Genomic DNA, 16,852 nt, shown 5'->3' on the forward strand with positions numbered 1-16,852 from the left:
TTAAAGGGAGATCCTTCTCCCGGCAGCTGTCGGGACAGGATGACATGCCGGGTTTTGCAAAGCCACCTAACAATAAATAATAGATGATAGGGATATGAGAGGCCTGCCTAATGCGAAGAGGGCAGAGCATGTGGAAAAAGTCCTGTCACCCAAACTCGTCGCCAACCACCACAGGAGACCACATTATGGACCGGGATCGGGATATCGGCAAGTCTATTGCTTCCCTTAAAAGCCAATTGGACGAACTTGAAGCGCAGTATCAACAAACCAGTCAGCAGCCGAAGGGGAATATAGATGAATTTCACAAACTACTGGAGGGTCACATTGATCACCTAATTTTGCTTCTCCAGCAGGAGACGGTAACAGACCCAGGCTCCCTGAAAATAGAAAAGTTGAAAAGGAATGATGCAGGGTTGCTGGAGGGACCATATGAATATGCCGTTAACAAGGTATTGAAAATAGTTAACCCGAAAATAAGTGGTATAAATAGCACAATACACGAACTACGGAAAGATATACAGGAAAAAGTTAAATCTGCTGAGGCCAATGCTAGTGATGCATTAAATACCGCTAAAAACCTGGAATCTAATTTAGAAGATAAGTTTCGTACTGCAATAATGGGACTTCTGGGAAGTATAGCTAAAGAAAAAGAGAAGGTGAATGTATTGGTTGATAATGCGGTCCGGCAGACACTGAATATTGCGGGTAAAGTTTCCGGAAGTATCGATAACTTGGACAATGAATTTCAACAGGCTGAGGATGCCATACGCAAGAAGATACAGGAGGAATTTGAAGATCCTGACTCCCCGCTGCATAGTCTCCTGGACCTCCTGCAACTGGCTCGTATTTTCATTGAACTTGGTCACGACCTGGAAGAGCGCATCGAAATTGTAATTCATTCTGCGAAAGATCTTTTAGAAGATACGCAATCACCGGTTATCGAACTTCTGGAGGCCGTTCAAAAGCTTATAACAGCAGTTAAAGCAGAAGATAAACAGGAGATTAAGGAGGAGCTTGTTAATCTCCTGGTGACCTTAATGGTTACCATTAACCCCATTGCCGCGGCCCTTGAAGCGTTGTTTGTTGGAAAGAAAAGATCCCTGCGTCAACTCCTTACGCCCGGCATCCCCCAAACCGGCACGCTTTACAAGTGGATGAGAGACGTCAGTGGTGATTATGCATCTCAACGTATTGAGCGTGAACGGGCTTTCCGGCGAATGGTTGTGGGAGCCATCGACTCCTATATCCGTACAGGCCATACCGGAAAAAAAGTGGGAAATATCACAAATGGAACCTATGAGCCTGGTGGCACACTTCGTCCGGTTGACCTGCGGCCGCTGGTGGCCAGTGGCGTTGAACTTGCAAGCGTACTTTGCGGGGCCCTGCTGTCGTACCTGTTCATACCATCCGGCGTGCCCAACCCGGCCGTACCGAAACTCCCGCACGTTTCGCCGTCAAAGCCTCATCCGTTTGACTTCCGGGCGGATATGGCAGCCTCTGTTGCCCGAACGGCCACGCAGCCCGTTATGTCGATCGCGGCGATCGTATTAAACGGCTTCTGGGAGGTCTCTCCCAACAACAGGGCATTGGTGAATGCCATATCCGGCTATTTGGGCATTGTTGTTCGCTCCCTGTTCGAGCACCTGCTATCAGGAATTCTGCACCTGTTTGAGGTGCATGAGGTGTATCCCAATGACCGTGAGTCCAGGGATGGTTACCTGGAACTCTATGACTGGGACTCCTGGAATACCATTTCCAATGATAATGCGCTAAAGTTTCGTGTTTATCTTGACCTGCATGTGGTTTATAACCTGATTCCCGAGGATGTTGACAAGAATGATAAGCAAGCGGTCCAAAAAGCGTTAAATGAGACTAAAAATAACCTTCAAAAACTTATCAACGGCATACAAAAAGAGAAAGATAAGAATAAGGAGGATTCTGTATTACTTGGTCTCCTCAAAGACTATGTAGCCTACCGGGAGGCCGTTATGGATTACCATCCCCAACGGCCGGACGGGCAAGGGATTGAGATTAAAGATTTTACTGTTGAACCAGGTGGTGAAGAACATTCGGTCCATTTAATCGTGAAGGTGGATGATAAGAATCGAACTGGCCCCTCAGTCCCGGTGGTACGCGTATTTGGAGGTAATGGGGCACCCGTGGTCTTAGTACCGAATTCAAATAACAGGTACACCGGGAAGATGAATGTCCCACCGCTATCCAGGCTGACAAAACAACTGACACTGTATGCCCGGTCCAATTACGGAGGAATGAAAAGTGCAGAGGTATTTTGATTTTAACAGCCAGGTATTGCCGAATCGTGCTACCAGTGATTTGAAAGTCCCTCCATTTATTGGTCCGTTTTTTAAGTAGGGAGGTCGCTCATACCTAACTCATAAGGGGCTGTTTATCAAAAATTTAGGATTAAATATAAATATATTATAAACTGTATATTATAGTGTTGTAAATATATTCATACAATTAGCCCGGATTTCTCACCAAGAAATTTTTTTCTCAGTAAGGCGAAGGGGAAATAGCCCCGCAAACGTACTCTGGTACGTTGAGCAGACTATTTTCCCTTCAACGCAGCTGAGGGGGAAATTTCATAGCATTTTACACAGTGTTACAACTATATTGGCGTTAGATATGATATAAGTTACTGTCTGCCATTAAGTTACAGGAATTTACCCCAAATACTTGTGAGAAATACGGGTTAGTACTTAACTATTATAAGTAGGAGAGGGTATCGGTATCTTGGTATCATCAATAAATGTCAATGAGTCAAAAACTAATATAATACACATAACTATCTGTTATAGATGAAAATGCGGAAGGCTTTCCAGTTGCTCTTGGATCATCACAGAGTTGCTATTTAAAAAGTTTAGTTGAGTTAGGTCATTAGGGTCAAATCGATGGTTGTGTTGTGTCTGTCCTGCAATTCAGATCGATACAGCTATATATCAATTCAAATATAATTGGAGAAGCATCATGGCCTACGAGGAAGATTTATTAAAAGCATTGTTTAACAAAGTATCCGGAATATTAACGAGTGGTGATGAGCACGCACCGGCCTCCAAAAGTAACTATATCACCTGGTGCCAGCCCGGTATACCTTTTCAGGCGGAAGACCTGCAATTTGCGGTAAAGGGAATGAGTGGCAAAGATGGAGAAGAGACACGCCAGTTGATCCGAACCGCTTCGGATTTTTCACGGACAGTAAATTTGATACCCAACTCCCATGGTTTCAGTGGTGCTGACCAAAGGGATGTTTATGATCAAAATGGAAGTGTACTTTGGGACGTTTACAAGGATGTATTGGATTACAGCCAGGTAGCCGCCGGGGGCTTAACAGAAGATGAAAAAGAAAAAATCCAAAAGTTCCGCAACTTAATGGTTGTCACTAAAAAAGAAAAAGATATAGTGACTGATGAGGAAAAAGAAGTCACGGAAGACAGCCCGATGATGAAAGCTTACAAAGAGAAAAGTGCTGCTTATGATGATGCAGTTCAAGAATATAATTCTAAAAGACTGGCTGCTATGAACTCCGATAACAGTCAGGCTGTGCAGGATTTCTCCCTGAATGCTTCAACGTACCGTCGGCGGGTAAGACAGGCAATGGATGACTGGGTTTCCAACGGATATAAAGAGGATGTTGAGAAGATACAAGCCTATATCAAACAAGTTTCTCAAAAAGATTTAACATTGCTTAAAGCGGATCTGCAGGACAAGTTAGAAAAATCAAAACAAACCGATCCCAATTCAAACAGTGAGTTTTACCTATCCAGCTTCTATCCTGGTAACTTTGTCAATAATGACAAGGGGTGGACACAGTTCAGTTTTTCTCATGAAAATATGGAGACATACAGCAAGCAAGAACATACCTCCGTATCCGCGGATGGAAAAGGCATTTGGGGCCTGTGGACATTCGGGGGTGATGGCGGCTACTCCAAAGAAAAGAGTACAGAGAAAATGGATTTTGAGAATTTTGAAATGAAATTCTCCCTCACGCAAGTTACAATCTCAAGACCTTGGTTTTCACCTGAGTTTTTGCTTAATACGGCATGGAAATTCAAGGATGAGATGGGACAAAAGCCATTGAGTAATGGGAAATCCCCAGCAAAAGGGCAGATGATTGCCTATCCAACATCGGCAGTTTTTATTAAAGATATTGCCATCAGTTCATCAGATATGAGTAGTTTTCATGAATCCATTTCAAAGTCTTTAGATCTCGGATTATCTGTAGGCTGGGGTCCATTCCGGATAGGTGGAAAGTACAAAAAAAGCTCCAAGGAAGAGCAGACCAAATATAACCGGGATGGCGACACCTTAAATGTTGAAGGTATGCAGCTTCTTGCTTTTAAGTGTTTCCCATTGCCAAAGGCTCCCAATCCCAGCCCGGACATAACAAACTGGATTTAAGAGAATTAGCACAAATATTCCGGGAGCTTTTGTAAAAATCGAGGTTGTTAAAGGATTAAGATATTGGTTGGATTTTTATCAAAGGCTCCCAATACTATCTCTATCTATTATAGGTTGATTGCTATAATTATTTTAAAAAATAATTGTGAGGATGATTACCATAGCTCAGAAATCTGCATATCTTACTACTTTGCTCATCATTGTGGTTGGTTGCACTACTGTAGAGACTTATCTTCTTACTAATGCGGACCAGGAGGAAACGCCCACCGGGATAGTTGAAGAAAACCTTTCGGAATTGACAGGATTACCTCCTTATTCTACTGGTATGAAATCGGGACAAACATTTTTGTTAACGATAATTCCAGGTATTCCCATATCTGAGGAAGATCTTAAGTTTACCACTCTATCGGGCAAGGATCTGCTGGGGAACCCGTACGCTATAGACTCAGCTTACAGATTCTCGAACCTAGTTAACGATGTGTTGATATCAGACAGCAATTTCCATGGATCGGGTACCCAGCTAGACAATCTGTACACCTGCCTTTTGCAAAACCTTCCACCCGGAGTAGTATCAGACGATGATTTTGTTGATGGTATATCAAAAATAACAAGTGCTACATATAATGATGACTTTTTAATTACGATTACCGTGCCGGCTGATGGGGGAGAATCTACCTGGAGTAATTATAAAAAAAAGCGGAATCGATATGGAGTTCTTGTTAATTCCTCTGGCAGCTCATCTTCAGGTATTCCAGTCTTCGTTGACTACTATTTTTCAGCATCCTTAAAACAGTTAACTCTTTTTCGACCCTGGCTGAACAAAAAATATTTGAGCTCAAAAGAGGGAAATAAGATAATTTATGAGCAATGTACTCGGGATGTAAATCAATCTCTTGCCCAAATTACGGGGTTGTTGTTGGCTAAAAACCTAGAAGTGAAAAGGCCGGTGGTATCAAGTGAAGCCTTAACGCCTAACGGTGGACGACAGGGAGTGGAGATGACTGAAACTGTGAATCCTGAAATGAGACTTTCTTCTGAAGGACCAATTATTATCGGTTTTCTCTGCAAGATTCTTTGATTAGAAATACAAGTTGCCAAAATTAAAGTTAATAGAAATGGAACAGTCAAAAACTACATCATCCGAAGAGCAAATAGGGAAGTCTCTCCATTCTCTTAGAATGCAAATTCTGGAAGAATGTGAGGCGATGGCGAGTTACGCCTTCAGATCGGGCCTAAAGGTTCCGGTTTCTGTCATACAAACACTGGAAAAGCTGCCTAACGAAAAAAGCAATGGGAGTACGAAGTACGAAAAGGAGGTAAAGGACCTGGTTACGACCCATGGTAAACTCTCAGAACTGGTGGCACCAGCTACCCCTCGTTCCATTATCTTTTTGGGAGAGCTACCGGGGAAAAACGGTGTGATGAAATTTCAGGCGTCTTCTCCAATCATTCGCAACATGGCAATATTTGCAGGGTTCTTTCTGATCAGCTTTATTCTACTCAGCTTGTCTCCCTTCATAACATCTGACCCGGAAATAGGAGATCCATTTATCTCTTCCGGGATGGAATTGTTGATCAACGAACTATTCATTCTAACTGCTGCAGGAATAGGCGCCACTTTTGCAGCACTATTTGAAGCAAATAAATATTTGGTTTCTTATACCTTTGAACCCAAGTACAGCTACTCATACTGGATTAAAATAGGCCTTGGCCTTATTTCAGGATTTATTTTGGCCGAACTAATTCCACTGGATGAACAAACCGGTTCAATGTCAATACTCGGCAGGCCTACACTTGCCATGTTGGGAGGATTTTCTGCCACCATCGTCTACCGCATTTTAAAGCGTCTTGTCAATTCCCTGGAGTCCATTTTCAAGGGAGACGTTGACCAGCAGATTGAAAGACTCGAAGAGGAAGCGAAAATCCAAAACCAGGGAAAATTGACACAACTTCGGTTCTCGCATACCTCTAATCTTTTACAGCTTAAAAAAACATTAGCTGACAAAACTGATTCAAAAGAGTTACAACAAAAGCTGGATAGCATGCTGGAAGAGATGATACCGCAATTACGGGATCAGTAAACAAGAAGTCCAAGCGGATATAACATACAATAACCTGGATTCGATATAAGAATTACTTAAAGAGGGCCTTGCAAAACCATCCCATTTGAAATTGTCATCGCGTCCGCTAGCTGGCGGATTTCGGGGCGTGGCGATCCCCACACAAATGGAGATTGCCTCCCGACAGCTGTCGGGATCATTTCATTCGCTCCATTCACTCTGCTCAACAAAAATTTCGAAGGCCGGAAGAATACAGAGGTTTTACTATATCTTTAGAGCTTCTTATCCTGAATTAACGTTATAATAATAACTGTCATAGCGAGGAGCCGTAATTGATACTTATTGGCTCTATAAAGAAGTCGACGCGGCGATCTCCTCACCCGTTTGCTGTTTAGCCTGCGGGAGATGTGCAGTGAATCCCTTGCAATGACAGATTTTATCTCAAACTGACATTATAATAAGATAAATGGCAAACGTATTAATAACAGGGGCCACCGGGATGGTGGGAAAAGGAGTACTGCTGGAATGTATCCAACATCCTCAAATTGAGTCAATTACACTTATCAGTCGTTCACCTGTGGACATAGAAAGCCCCAAGATTAAGCAAGTTTTACTCGAGGATTTTATGGAGATGGGTACGGTGAAAGACCAATTGGGACACATTGATGGGTGCTTTCACTGTATGGGCGTTTCGTCAGTGGGCATAAGTGAAGAGAAGTACACAAAGCTTACATTTAAAGTCACTAAAAAATTGGCGGATATGTGTTTTGAACTTAATCCGGACATGACGTTCATTTATGTATCGGGGTTAGGCACTGATAGCACAGAAGAGGGCAAGCAAATGTGGGCAAGGGTTAAGGGCAAGACGGAAAATTATATTCTGGGGAAAGGATTTAAAAGGCCTACATGTTTCGACCGGGATTAATTATCCCTGAAAAAGGAATAACATCACGCACCAAGCTGTATAATGCCATTTATATCATCATGAGACCTTTTTATCCGCTCCTGAAAAAAATGAAGAGTATAACAACGACAACAATAATTGGCCGGGCAATGATAAATTTACAACTTAAGCCCAAGTATAATCTTGCTCATCTCGATAATAAAGATGTTAATAGAATAGCCGATTAAAATAGGGGGGATTTATGGTTAATGTGAAAAGCGGTCTTGGGGGAAAGTGTTTGTAATAGGACTCCAAATCCATCCAATGTGTACAAAATCTGGTCCCCGGTTTAACTTGAAGTTAGATTGCGCACGGGTTTGGGATCAGGCGATAACAGGGTTACTAAGTTCAGAAAAATATTGATGTAGGAGCTGTACAGCAATAGACCCTTCGCCCACCGCAGATGCCACGCGTTTTACCGAGCGGTATCGTACATCACCAGCAGCAAAGATACCCGGAGTGCTGGTTTCGAGAGATAGCGGTGACCGCCTGAGCGGCCATCGATGGAGACCCTCTTTGTTTTCCATGACATCCTGGCCTGTAAAAATATATCCCTGCCGGTTTCTCGCGACAACATTGGCGAGCCAATCTGTTTTGGGTTCAGCTCCAATCATAGCAAACAGTGCAGTGGTGGGAATCTCCTCTATTTTCTTTGTGGCCCGGTCTTGAATCGTGACAGCCTCAAGCTTTCCATCTCCCTCTCCATCAATAATTTTAACCCCGAGCCGAACATGGATATTCGGAGTTTCTTTTATTTCCGTAATAAGGTAATCCGACATGCTTTTGGTTAATGAATCTCCACGAACAAGCAAGGTGACGGATGATGTATATTTTGCAAAGTATGAGGCTGCCTGGCCGGCTGAATTTCCCGCTCCAACAATACACACGGATTGCCCCCGCATGGCTTGAGCTTCACTTCCAGCGGCACCGTAAAACACGCCCGTACCTATTAGAGACTCAAGACTGGGTATTCCCAGGCGTCGCCATGATACACCCGTTGCAATAACAACGGCTTTAGTTGTAATCTCCCGTCCGTCAGCTACACGTACGGTGTGTACCGATCCGTTGGATCTAATCTCGGTAACTTCCTGTGAAAATACGATATTGGCTCCAAACAGCCAGGCTTGCTCACAAGTACGATAGGCAAAATCGTGACCGCCAATTCCCCATGTAAACCCCGGAAAGTTACGAATGAGGGAACTTGCACCTGCCTGACCTCCCGAAATCTGTTTCTCAATCACTACCGTTTCGAATCCCTCCGAGGCGGAATATACAGCTGCCGAAAGTCCTGCAGGACCTGCACCGATAATTGCTATATCATATACTTTTTCACTGAGTTGCGTGCCGCCGCCAAAAGCCTCAATAATATTTGCATTTGAGGGTTCAACCAGGACCCGGCCGTCATGCCTGATAGCAATTGGCAGCCGTGAGCCATCTTGCCCGGACTCGTCTAGAAGCGACCTGCCTTCGTCTGAATCTTCCGAATAATATTTGTAAGGTATATGCATTCGGATGAGAAGATCCCTGATTTCATGGGCCCTGGCATTCAGCATTGGACCGACTATTTTGAACATCAAAAATCCGCCTTCCCGGGAGGACTCCCACGCTGTAAGAAACTCACTTAAGGCAGGGTAGAGTCCTTGTTCAGGAAACCAGGGCTTCACCAGGTGGTAGTCAATCTGGCCGAGCATCATAGCCGGAACACTTGGATTTGCCTTTGTATAATCACGTTCCACCAGGAGAATTCGTTTTGCAGCCGGGTGCAGTTTGTGAGCTTGTATAAGAAAGTCCACTCCGGTTATTCCAGCCATTTCCTGGTCAGCAATTATAAGTGCAATAAGTTCATGTTGCGATGCCCACATTTCTAACTTGGCTAAAGCGAAATTGGGGTTTGCTTCACAGAAAATTCTATAGTCGTTACCAAAGCGTTTGTGGATATCCCGTTGGAGTGCTTTAAGTACGGATTGTTCGTGAGATATTAAAAATATAATCGGTTTGTCCATGGCCTCAGGAATTTGTGGTCAGGGTCCTCAAACCATTGGTGAATAGCTGACCGGCTTATTTTGGTAAAGAAATGTTATTTACGCTTTAGCGACCCGGAAAGTTTCGATAGACGACAGATATATTCTGCATTTTCTGAATTTATCTATTCAGGATAAATAGTACAATAACAACAAGTTAACCCGCTGCAAATAATAATGCGTTTACCTGGAGGCAAGTTTTCCGGGCGGAACACAAGCCATGATTATCTTGGTTTCCTTTATCCCGAAAACCTTGTCAGGGCGAAGGGGAGTGAGGCACGTCCGATTAATGCGATTGCAGGGCGTATTTTGCCTGTAGACTACCCTTCGTCCAATACCTCATACGATGTTGGCTGCGGTGATTCAACAAACGCACCTGATACGGCCGATGCAAATTTCTTCACATCCGCGCCCGCTAAAAACGTATCACGTTCTGCTTTTGACGCCCACCGTTCCACATTAACAGTTACGGCAGGATTCTCAGCGGAGCGAAAAACACTATACTCGATGCAGCCTGACTGTGCCCGTGCAGCTTTTGCCACATCACGCAACGCTTTTTGAACTATTTTTTTCTTCCCTGGTTTGGCTTCAGCTGTTGTCATGATAACGAGATTGGAGTTTTTCATTTTGTCCATTCCTCTCTAATAATTATTAAAACAAGTTAAGCGTTAGGGTGATTGTCGAGAGTTGTTTGCTGCACCGACCTGTCTTTCTGACCTTTTAGAGTGGGATCTCCTTTACCTTTCGTGATTAAGTTGAACAGACTGTGGTTAATGTAGGTATTCCAAGCGTCGGTGCAGACGGCGTGGCATTCATATTCAGGCACGAGCCCAACATGCGTAAATGTAATCTCTGTTTTGTCACCTTGCCTGGTAATTTCAAAAATAATATCTGTGCCTGTCCACTCGGTCTTCTCCTCAACGAAGCTAAAGTAGTTTTGTAGAACGTGCCATGCCACTTTCTTGCCAGGTATAAGTTCGGTGATCTTGAACGTACAACGGTGAATGTCCTGGTAGTGGTAATAAAATATACCGGGCTTGTCGGTCTCGCCTTCAATATTTTCCGACCACCATCCACGGACGTTGTTGATGGCGTTAAATACTTCTTCTGGAGTTTGTTCTACCAGCAGGGTAGTACTGAAATTTTGATTTTTCATTTGTTCAACCTCATTTATTCTTTAGTGTTTGTAATTTTATACAACAAATATACCGTCTAAATGCTACTTTGTTAGAGGGTAAAATAGACTTTGTAACGGGTTGATTTAGACATGGTTGCATTTATAACTTGGCAAGAAAAATGTTATGAAACATCTAACCATCATCGTTCCTGAAGGGCAAAATAATCTGGAAAGCATCGTTGGTCCTTATAATATATTTACAAGAGCCAATGAGCATTGGAAGGGGAGCGGCAGAAAACCGTTGTTTAAAATTGAATTGGCCGGTATTTCAAAGGAAGTGGATTTCTATGACGACTTATTTTCGGTGAAACCACAGACCGATATTTCTGCAATACCCAAAACCGATCTCATCATTATTCCTTCATTGAATCATAATTACCGTGAAGCGGTGAAGGGAAACCAAGAGCTGATTGACTGGATTGCAAAACAGTATAAGGAGGGGGCTGAAGTAGCAAGTATTTGCACGGGTGCCTTTCTGCTGGCATCATCTGGGTTGCTGGATGGGAAAAGCTGCTCTACGCATTGGTCTGTTGCGGATAACTTCCGGAGTATGTTCCCAAAAGTGGATTTACAGACTGATAAATTGATTACGGATGAGAAAGGCATTTACACGAACGGTGGTGCTTATTCCTTCCTAAACCTAATGGTTTATCTTGTTGAGAAATATTATGACAGACAAACAGCCATTTTTTGTTCCAAAGTATTCCAGATTGAAATGGACCGGCAAAATCAGTCGGCATTTATCATATTTAAAGGACAGAAGATGCACGAAGATGAAATAGTAAAAGAAGCACAGGACTACATTGAAAGCAACGTGCAGAAAAAAATATCTATTAAACAATTGGCTTCCAGGTTTGCTGTCAGCAGACGGCAGTTTGACCGAAGATTTATTGAAGCGACTGGGAACACCCCCTTTGAATATTTGCAGCGGGTAAAAGTAGAAGCGGCCAAGAAACTACTGGAAGCAGGCAGAAAAACAGTTTCGGAAGCAATGTATGAGGTGGGCTATTCCGATGCCAGTGCCTTTCGTAAAGTATTTAAAGAAGTTACTAGTCTTTCGCCTGTGGAGTATAGAAACAGGTACAATAAAGAAGCGGCGGTTTGATAAAGCTTTAGGAAGATAATATTCCTGGCGGAATCAAAAATAGGGAGGCAAGGTTTAAACCAGTTAGTCGATGGCTGATGGTTATTCAAGCATCAATTCGTGATTCTAAAAGGAGGAAACGGCTGGTTTATCTGCAATTTTTTAAAACCCATTTCCAATGCCCCAGTAATAATAAAGGTACATTAAGTAATAATAAGGGTCTCATTATTACTTAATAAGACTCTTATTATTACTGCATATAGGTCTTATTATTGTAAGGCCGTACTTTTGGTCCCAACATGCGGCTTTTGATGCTACCGTAGATTCGAATCAGGCAACGTTAGTGTTGTTATCTACTCAGGCCTTTGGTATGCTGTAGTTTGGTCCGCACCTCCGCCCCGCTGGCCAGCCACTCCGAGACATAGAACCAGACCTTTGAGTTATTATGCAGCTGTATCGTCTAAATATGTCTCCGTATCTTAGGGGCCAAATAGAAAACAGGTCTGCTTTACAGGTTAGTATTATAAGATTAAAAACATCTTGTTATATTTGCACCCCTGAATTTATGGGGGGAATGACATTTCTCTTAATACTATCAATAATTAATGAATGGGGATATGAGTTTCAGTTTCTTTGATTTTCTGCAAATAGTTGGTTCGTTGGGAATCTTTATTTACGGGATGAAAGTGTTCAGTGATGGCCTTCAAAAGGTTGCAGGAAATAAGCTACGGACTATTCTAAAAGGAATGACCAAAACAAGATTCCGTGGAATTCTTACCGGCTTTACCTCTACTGCCATTACCCAATCCTCGTCCACAACAACGGTTATGGTGGTTAGTTTTGTGAATGCAGGCCTTATAACCTTTATCGAATCGACAGGTGTAATTATGGGTGCCAATATTGGCACTACCGTCACCACGTGGATCATTTCGATCTTTGGATTCAAGATGCAAATCACCCCGATTGCAATTATGCTGATCGGTATCTTTTTCCCATTCATCTTTTTCGGTCGTGAAAGATTGCGCAACCTTGCCGAAGGCATGATCGGGTTCGGTATCCTGTTTATCGGTCTCGATTTCATAAAGAACAGTGTGCCAAACATCCAAGATAATCCTGAAATGTTTATGTTCCTGGATCAATTCACTGAGTTTGGTTTTGCTTCGATCGTAATTTTTGTCATTGCCGGTACACTCTTGACATTAATCACCCAGTCTTCTTCTGCCGCTGCGGCTATTACGCTTGTTATGTTATTCCAGGGATGGATCGAGTTCCCGATGGCGGCCGCCATGGTGTTGGGAGAAAATATTGGTACGACGGTAACCGCTAATATTGCCGCTGTAGTTGGGAATGTATATGCCAAGCGGGCCGCCCGGTTTCACTTTGTCTTTAATGTCGTTGGGGTAATATGGATGCTGTTGTTGATCCACCCGTTCATTATGGGTATAGATTCGGTAATGGGATACTTTTTACCCGGTCACGGTTCCATATTGAACGCAGCCGACGAAATCGGGAGGGCAAATGCCACGCTTGCCCTTTCTTTATTCCACACTACGTTCAATGTAGTCAATGTGCTGCTGCTTGTTGGCTTCGTCCCATATATTGTCCGCTTGATAAAGAAATATCAGACGGAGAAGAAAGATACCCAGCATCGTTTGCAGTATATTTCGTCAGGGATGATGTCTTCTCCCGAACTGTCAATGTCCCAGGCGCATAAAGAGATCGAACTTTTTGCCAAGCTGATTGAAAAAATGCATTTCAGCATGAGGGGGCTGTTATTTAATAAGCAGAACAAGCGAGAACGGTTTTTGAAGAAGATTGAAAAAAGAGAGAAAATCACCGACAACATTGAGTTGGAAATTGCCGAATACCTGACCAAAATTTCCAGCTACAATCTGACGGAAGATGCAAGTCGACGAATTCGTGCCATGCACAGTATGATTAATGATCTTGAACGGGTTGGAGATATCTATTTCCAAATGTCAAAAACCTTTGAACGAATGCAGTCTGAGGGAAATGAATTGCCGCCCGAGGCGATGGACAAGATCAGTAAAATGCTTGATTTAGTACATGATTCTATTCGCAATGTCCGCGAAAACCTTGAGCAGGATAATGGACCTATTGACCTGGAAACGTCCATGCATCTTGAGAATGCGATTGATCTGTATCGTGACGAATTACAGGAGTTTCATTATGATCAGCTTGAAGATAAAGTTTATTCGACGAAGGTTGGGTTTATATTCCTCGATTACCTGAACCGGTTGGAAAAAATTGGGGATCACCTTTTTAATGTAAATGAGGCACTCGCGGGTAAAAAAGTAAAATCTGCCTATGAAAAGGTGATTGAGGAACGAGCTTAATGGCCTTCTTTATGGCAGCCTAAAGATATATGACCTACAAAGCTGGTGAATTATATATCGTATACAGAGGAGAGAATGCGTTCCCGATCTGCTTTTGAGCGTCAGACGAGTACCGCCGCAGAGCGATGGTACCAAACAATATGAGGAAGAATCCTTTCAACACTTCATCACCTTTCAACCTCAAACCTTCCGACCTTTAACTTTTGGACCTTCGACCGTTTGATCAACATTTGCCTTCAATGACACGCGCTAAAATGAGAACTAACCAGGATTCTTAAAGTCAACACCAAACGAAATAATAATATTAATACAACGTATTGCTATTACTATACTTAGCCGTAAGTATATATATGTAAACTACTATTTAATAATAGAATAATGGAAAATAACTGGCATTTTAAAGTATAAGTTACTAATGTCAGCTGGGTACAAAAAGGCGAATCTGCCAAGAGGATCGTGCTTTAAAAGCGCAGAAACGGGTGTTAGACACAAAATATACGTATGGCTACAGATACAATTTATCCTACGGGACCGATAGAGAATTTTATACATCAGGTAACAGCTTTACAACAATTCAGGAAGAAACATGAGCGGAGATTTGAGGAATTGACTGAGCGTGAGAAAGAGATTCTTTCCTTAATAGCTGATGGTATGAACAACCCCTCCATCGCTGATGACCTCGACATATCCAGGGCAACCGTGCAAAACCACCGGGCCCGGGTACGGGACAAACTTAACATTAATAGTCAGACGGGCTATATAAAATATGCGCTGGCTTATGACCTGATTGAATTCTAAAGATAAAACATGGGGATTGATGGCTTACTTGACTGAGCAAGAGCAGCTTGAGCGTTTTGAATATTATACCCTCCAGTTGGAGGAAAGATTATTAGAAGGAGAAAGTTTCGAGACAATTGGTGATCAGATTCCGTTTGGTCTTCAGCTGAGCGATCCAACCGACTTTAGACTAAGGAAAGCAAACAAAAAGATTACTGAGTATAGTGGCTTCAGTAAGGAAGAAGTTTATGAAAAATGGGATGAATATATCAAAATTGTCCATCCTTCCACTATAAAGAGTATTCTCCAATTCTTGCCTGCATTCTATGCAACTGGAAGAGCTCAACAGACATTGGCCTTTGTCCAATACGTAAAGACATTCCAGGAATCAGATTTTTCTCCCTATATATCCTTTACAAAACCATCCAGATTATCCAGTGGTTTGTTACTATGGCTTACGGTGAATCCTTCGCAATTTGGCAAAGAGACGAGAAAGATTGAACGCATCATACGCATGGATGAGTTCAAGCTGAAGCACTTTAAGCGTTTTCAACAACTTACCGACCGGGAAGTCGACGTACTGAAGCTGTTGGCGAATGGACATAACAACCCAGCTATTGCAGAGAAACTATACCTCTCCCGGAGTACGGTAGAAACCCACCGGAAAAATATTAAAAAGAAACTTGAGCTTAATTCCTATAAAGATCTGATCAAATATGCGTTTGCGTTTAACCTGGTCGAAATTTAGGGGTATAATTGTAATTAATTGAGGAGAACCTGATGCCTTACTTGACGGAACAAGAGCAGCTTGAGCGTTTTGAATATTATACTCTCCAGTTGGAGGAACGAATACTTGAAGGGGAGGATCCTGAAGCGGTCGTTGACGAAGTACCATATGTTTCCCACCTGTGCAAGCCGGGAACTTTTGAGGCAACGTATGCCAACAAGATATATGAAGATTATACAGGTAAGGAATTCGAAGAAATTCAGCAAGGATGGATGAAATTTGTGTTGACTACAATTCATCCATCTACTGTAAATAACATACTTAAGTTTCTCCCGGGCTTGTATGAAAGAAAGAATGTTAACCAGACAATTTCTTTCATACAGTATGTTAAAAACCCCAAAGATAACAGATATTTCCCACTTATAACTTTAACAAAACCAACAAAGTTGGATAACGGGATGCTTCTTTGGGTGCAACCGCGACCTGATGATTTTGGGAAGCATACCAAGAAGATGGAGCGTATCGTCCGGATGGACGAGTTCAAGCTTAAACACTTTAAACGTTTCCAGCAGCTCACCAACCGGGAAGTCGATGTCTTGAAACTGCTGGCCAACGGCTGTAATAATCCCCAAATAGCAGAACAACTATTTCTATCAAGAAGTACAGTGGAAACCCACCGCAAAAACTTAAAGCGAAAACTGGAGCTTAACTCCCTGCGCGACCTGATGCGTTATGCTTTTGCATTTAATCTTGTTGAGGTCTGAGTGGATCAAAAGGTCCAAAGTCAGAAGGTCTAAGGTTGAAAGATGTTGAATCGTTGAGTTGTTTAGATGTTGAAATGTTTAAGCAATTCTTACCTCACAGTGCTTGGTACCGTTCGCTCTGCGGCGGTATCCTGGTTTGACGCTCTGCGTCGAACGCATCCATATCAACGAGTTTAGCCTGACAATTTGTTCGGAAAAGTGGAATAAGTTCCGAGATTGTGCTCTATGAGTATCCCTTCGCATAAAGCTTCGGCTATAAACCTTGTGCGAAGTATTGCCGGTGATTTTTAGTGGTAGTTCTTTAGTCCGACTACCGGCGGATTTCATCGCTGAAAAAATGAACGGCACAAATGAAAGTTTTGCACGTAGGTTAAAATACCCAAACTTAATCATGTAACGCGTTTAGGGGTTAATCTTAAACAGCTAATGCATGTTTAATACGATTGATGGGTTGATCGTTTTGCCAATTGATGTACTGTAATAGCGTTACAGAGGCTACTTTGCTGATCAATCTAGCTCGCAG

At 42.6% G+C, this 16,852-nt stretch carries 13 protein-coding genes; 10 read left to right on the forward strand and 3 right to left on the reverse strand.

Annotation, left to right across the window (positions count from 1 at the left end; all coding sequences use genetic code 11):
• Positions 1 to 185: 185 nt before the first annotated feature.
• The 5 genes from NC796_RS10950 to NC796_RS10970 all read left to right on the forward strand — a co-directional run bounded on the left by NC796_RS10950 (position 186) and on the right by NC796_RS10970 (position 7,404).
• Positions 186 to 2,294, forward strand: coding sequence for a hypothetical protein (locus NC796_RS10950; RefSeq protein WP_310684442.1), 2,109 nt, complete (start codon positions 186 to 188; stop codon positions 2,292 to 2,294).
• A 694-nt stretch (positions 2,295 to 2,988) separates the two neighbouring features.
• Positions 2,989 to 4,419 (forward strand): hypothetical protein, encoded by a 1,431-nt coding sequence (locus NC796_RS10955; protein ID WP_310684443.1) that lies wholly within the window; start codon positions 2,989 to 2,991, stop codon positions 4,417 to 4,419.
• 295 nt (positions 4,420 to 4,714) lie between these two features.
• Positions 4,715 to 5,497 (forward strand): hypothetical protein, encoded by a 783-nt coding sequence (locus tag NC796_RS10960; protein ID WP_310684444.1) that lies wholly within the window; start codon positions 4,715 to 4,717, stop codon positions 5,495 to 5,497.
• Positions 5,498 to 5,534: 37 nt separating this feature from the next.
• Positions 5,535 to 6,500, forward strand: coding sequence for a hypothetical protein (locus tag NC796_RS10965; RefSeq protein ID WP_310684445.1), 966 nt, complete (start codon positions 5,535 to 5,537; stop codon positions 6,498 to 6,500).
• Between the two features lie 445 nt (positions 6,501 to 6,945).
• Entirely contained in the window at positions 6,946 to 7,404 is a 459-nt protein-coding gene (locus NC796_RS10970; protein WP_310684446.1) for an NAD-dependent epimerase/dehydratase family protein, read from the forward strand.
• Between the two features lie 341 nt (positions 7,405 to 7,745).
• On the opposite strand, the gene NC796_RS10975 is transcribed toward NC796_RS10970, so the two are convergent.
• From NC796_RS10975 to NC796_RS10985, 3 genes are all read right to left on the reverse strand, one after another.
• A complete protein-coding gene (locus tag NC796_RS10975) occupies positions 7,746 to 9,425 on the reverse strand; it encodes an FAD-dependent oxidoreductase (protein ID WP_310684447.1) in 1,680 nt (559 codons plus the stop codon).
• A 338-nt stretch (positions 9,426 to 9,763) separates the two neighbouring features.
• Positions 9,764 to 10,078: an antibiotic biosynthesis monooxygenase family protein gene (locus NC796_RS10980; RefSeq protein WP_310684448.1), complete on the reverse strand. Its 315-nt coding sequence runs from the start codon at positions 10,076 to 10,078 to the stop codon at positions 9,764 to 9,766.
• A 26-nt stretch (positions 10,079 to 10,104) separates the two neighbouring features.
• Positions 10,105 to 10,599 carry an SRPBCC domain-containing protein gene (locus NC796_RS10985; RefSeq protein ID WP_310684449.1) on the reverse strand — a complete coding sequence of 165 codons (495 nt, stop codon included), beginning with the start codon at positions 10,597 to 10,599 and terminating at the stop codon, positions 10,105 to 10,107.
• Positions 10,600 to 10,744: 145 nt separating this feature from the next.
• Here NC796_RS10985 and NC796_RS10990 point away from each other — a divergent pair, with 145 nt between their 5' ends.
• The 5 genes from NC796_RS10990 to NC796_RS11010 all read left to right on the forward strand — a co-directional run bounded on the left by NC796_RS10990 (position 10,745) and on the right by NC796_RS11010 (position 16,329).
• The gene (locus NC796_RS10990) at positions 10,745 to 11,725 is read left to right on the forward strand and encodes a helix-turn-helix domain-containing protein (protein WP_310684450.1); all 981 of its coding nucleotides are present in this window, start codon (positions 10,745 to 10,747) and stop codon (positions 11,723 to 11,725) included.
• A 596-nt stretch (positions 11,726 to 12,321) separates the two neighbouring features.
• A complete protein-coding gene (locus NC796_RS10995; RefSeq protein ID WP_310684451.1) occupies positions 12,322 to 14,061 on the forward strand; it encodes a Na/Pi cotransporter family protein in 1,740 nt (579 codons plus the stop codon).
• A gap of 501 nt (positions 14,062 to 14,562) precedes the next feature.
• A complete protein-coding gene (locus NC796_RS11000) occupies positions 14,563 to 14,859 on the forward strand; it encodes a helix-turn-helix transcriptional regulator (protein WP_310684452.1) in 297 nt (98 codons plus the stop codon).
• A gap of 19 nt (positions 14,860 to 14,878) precedes the next feature.
• A complete protein-coding gene (locus NC796_RS11005; RefSeq protein WP_310684453.1) occupies positions 14,879 to 15,586 on the forward strand; it encodes a LuxR C-terminal-related transcriptional regulator in 708 nt (235 codons plus the stop codon).
• A 32-nt stretch (positions 15,587 to 15,618) separates the two neighbouring features.
• Positions 15,619 to 16,329: a helix-turn-helix transcriptional regulator gene (locus NC796_RS11010; RefSeq protein WP_310684454.1), complete on the forward strand. Its 711-nt coding sequence runs from the start codon at positions 15,619 to 15,621 to the stop codon at positions 16,327 to 16,329.
• Positions 16,330 to 16,852: the final 523 nt, after the last annotated feature.

The sequence above is a fragment of the Aliifodinibius sp. S!AR15-10 genome (assembly GCF_031569985.1).
Classification (GTDB): domain Bacteria; phylum Bacteroidota; class Rhodothermia; order Balneolales; family Balneolaceae; genus JAMQKA01.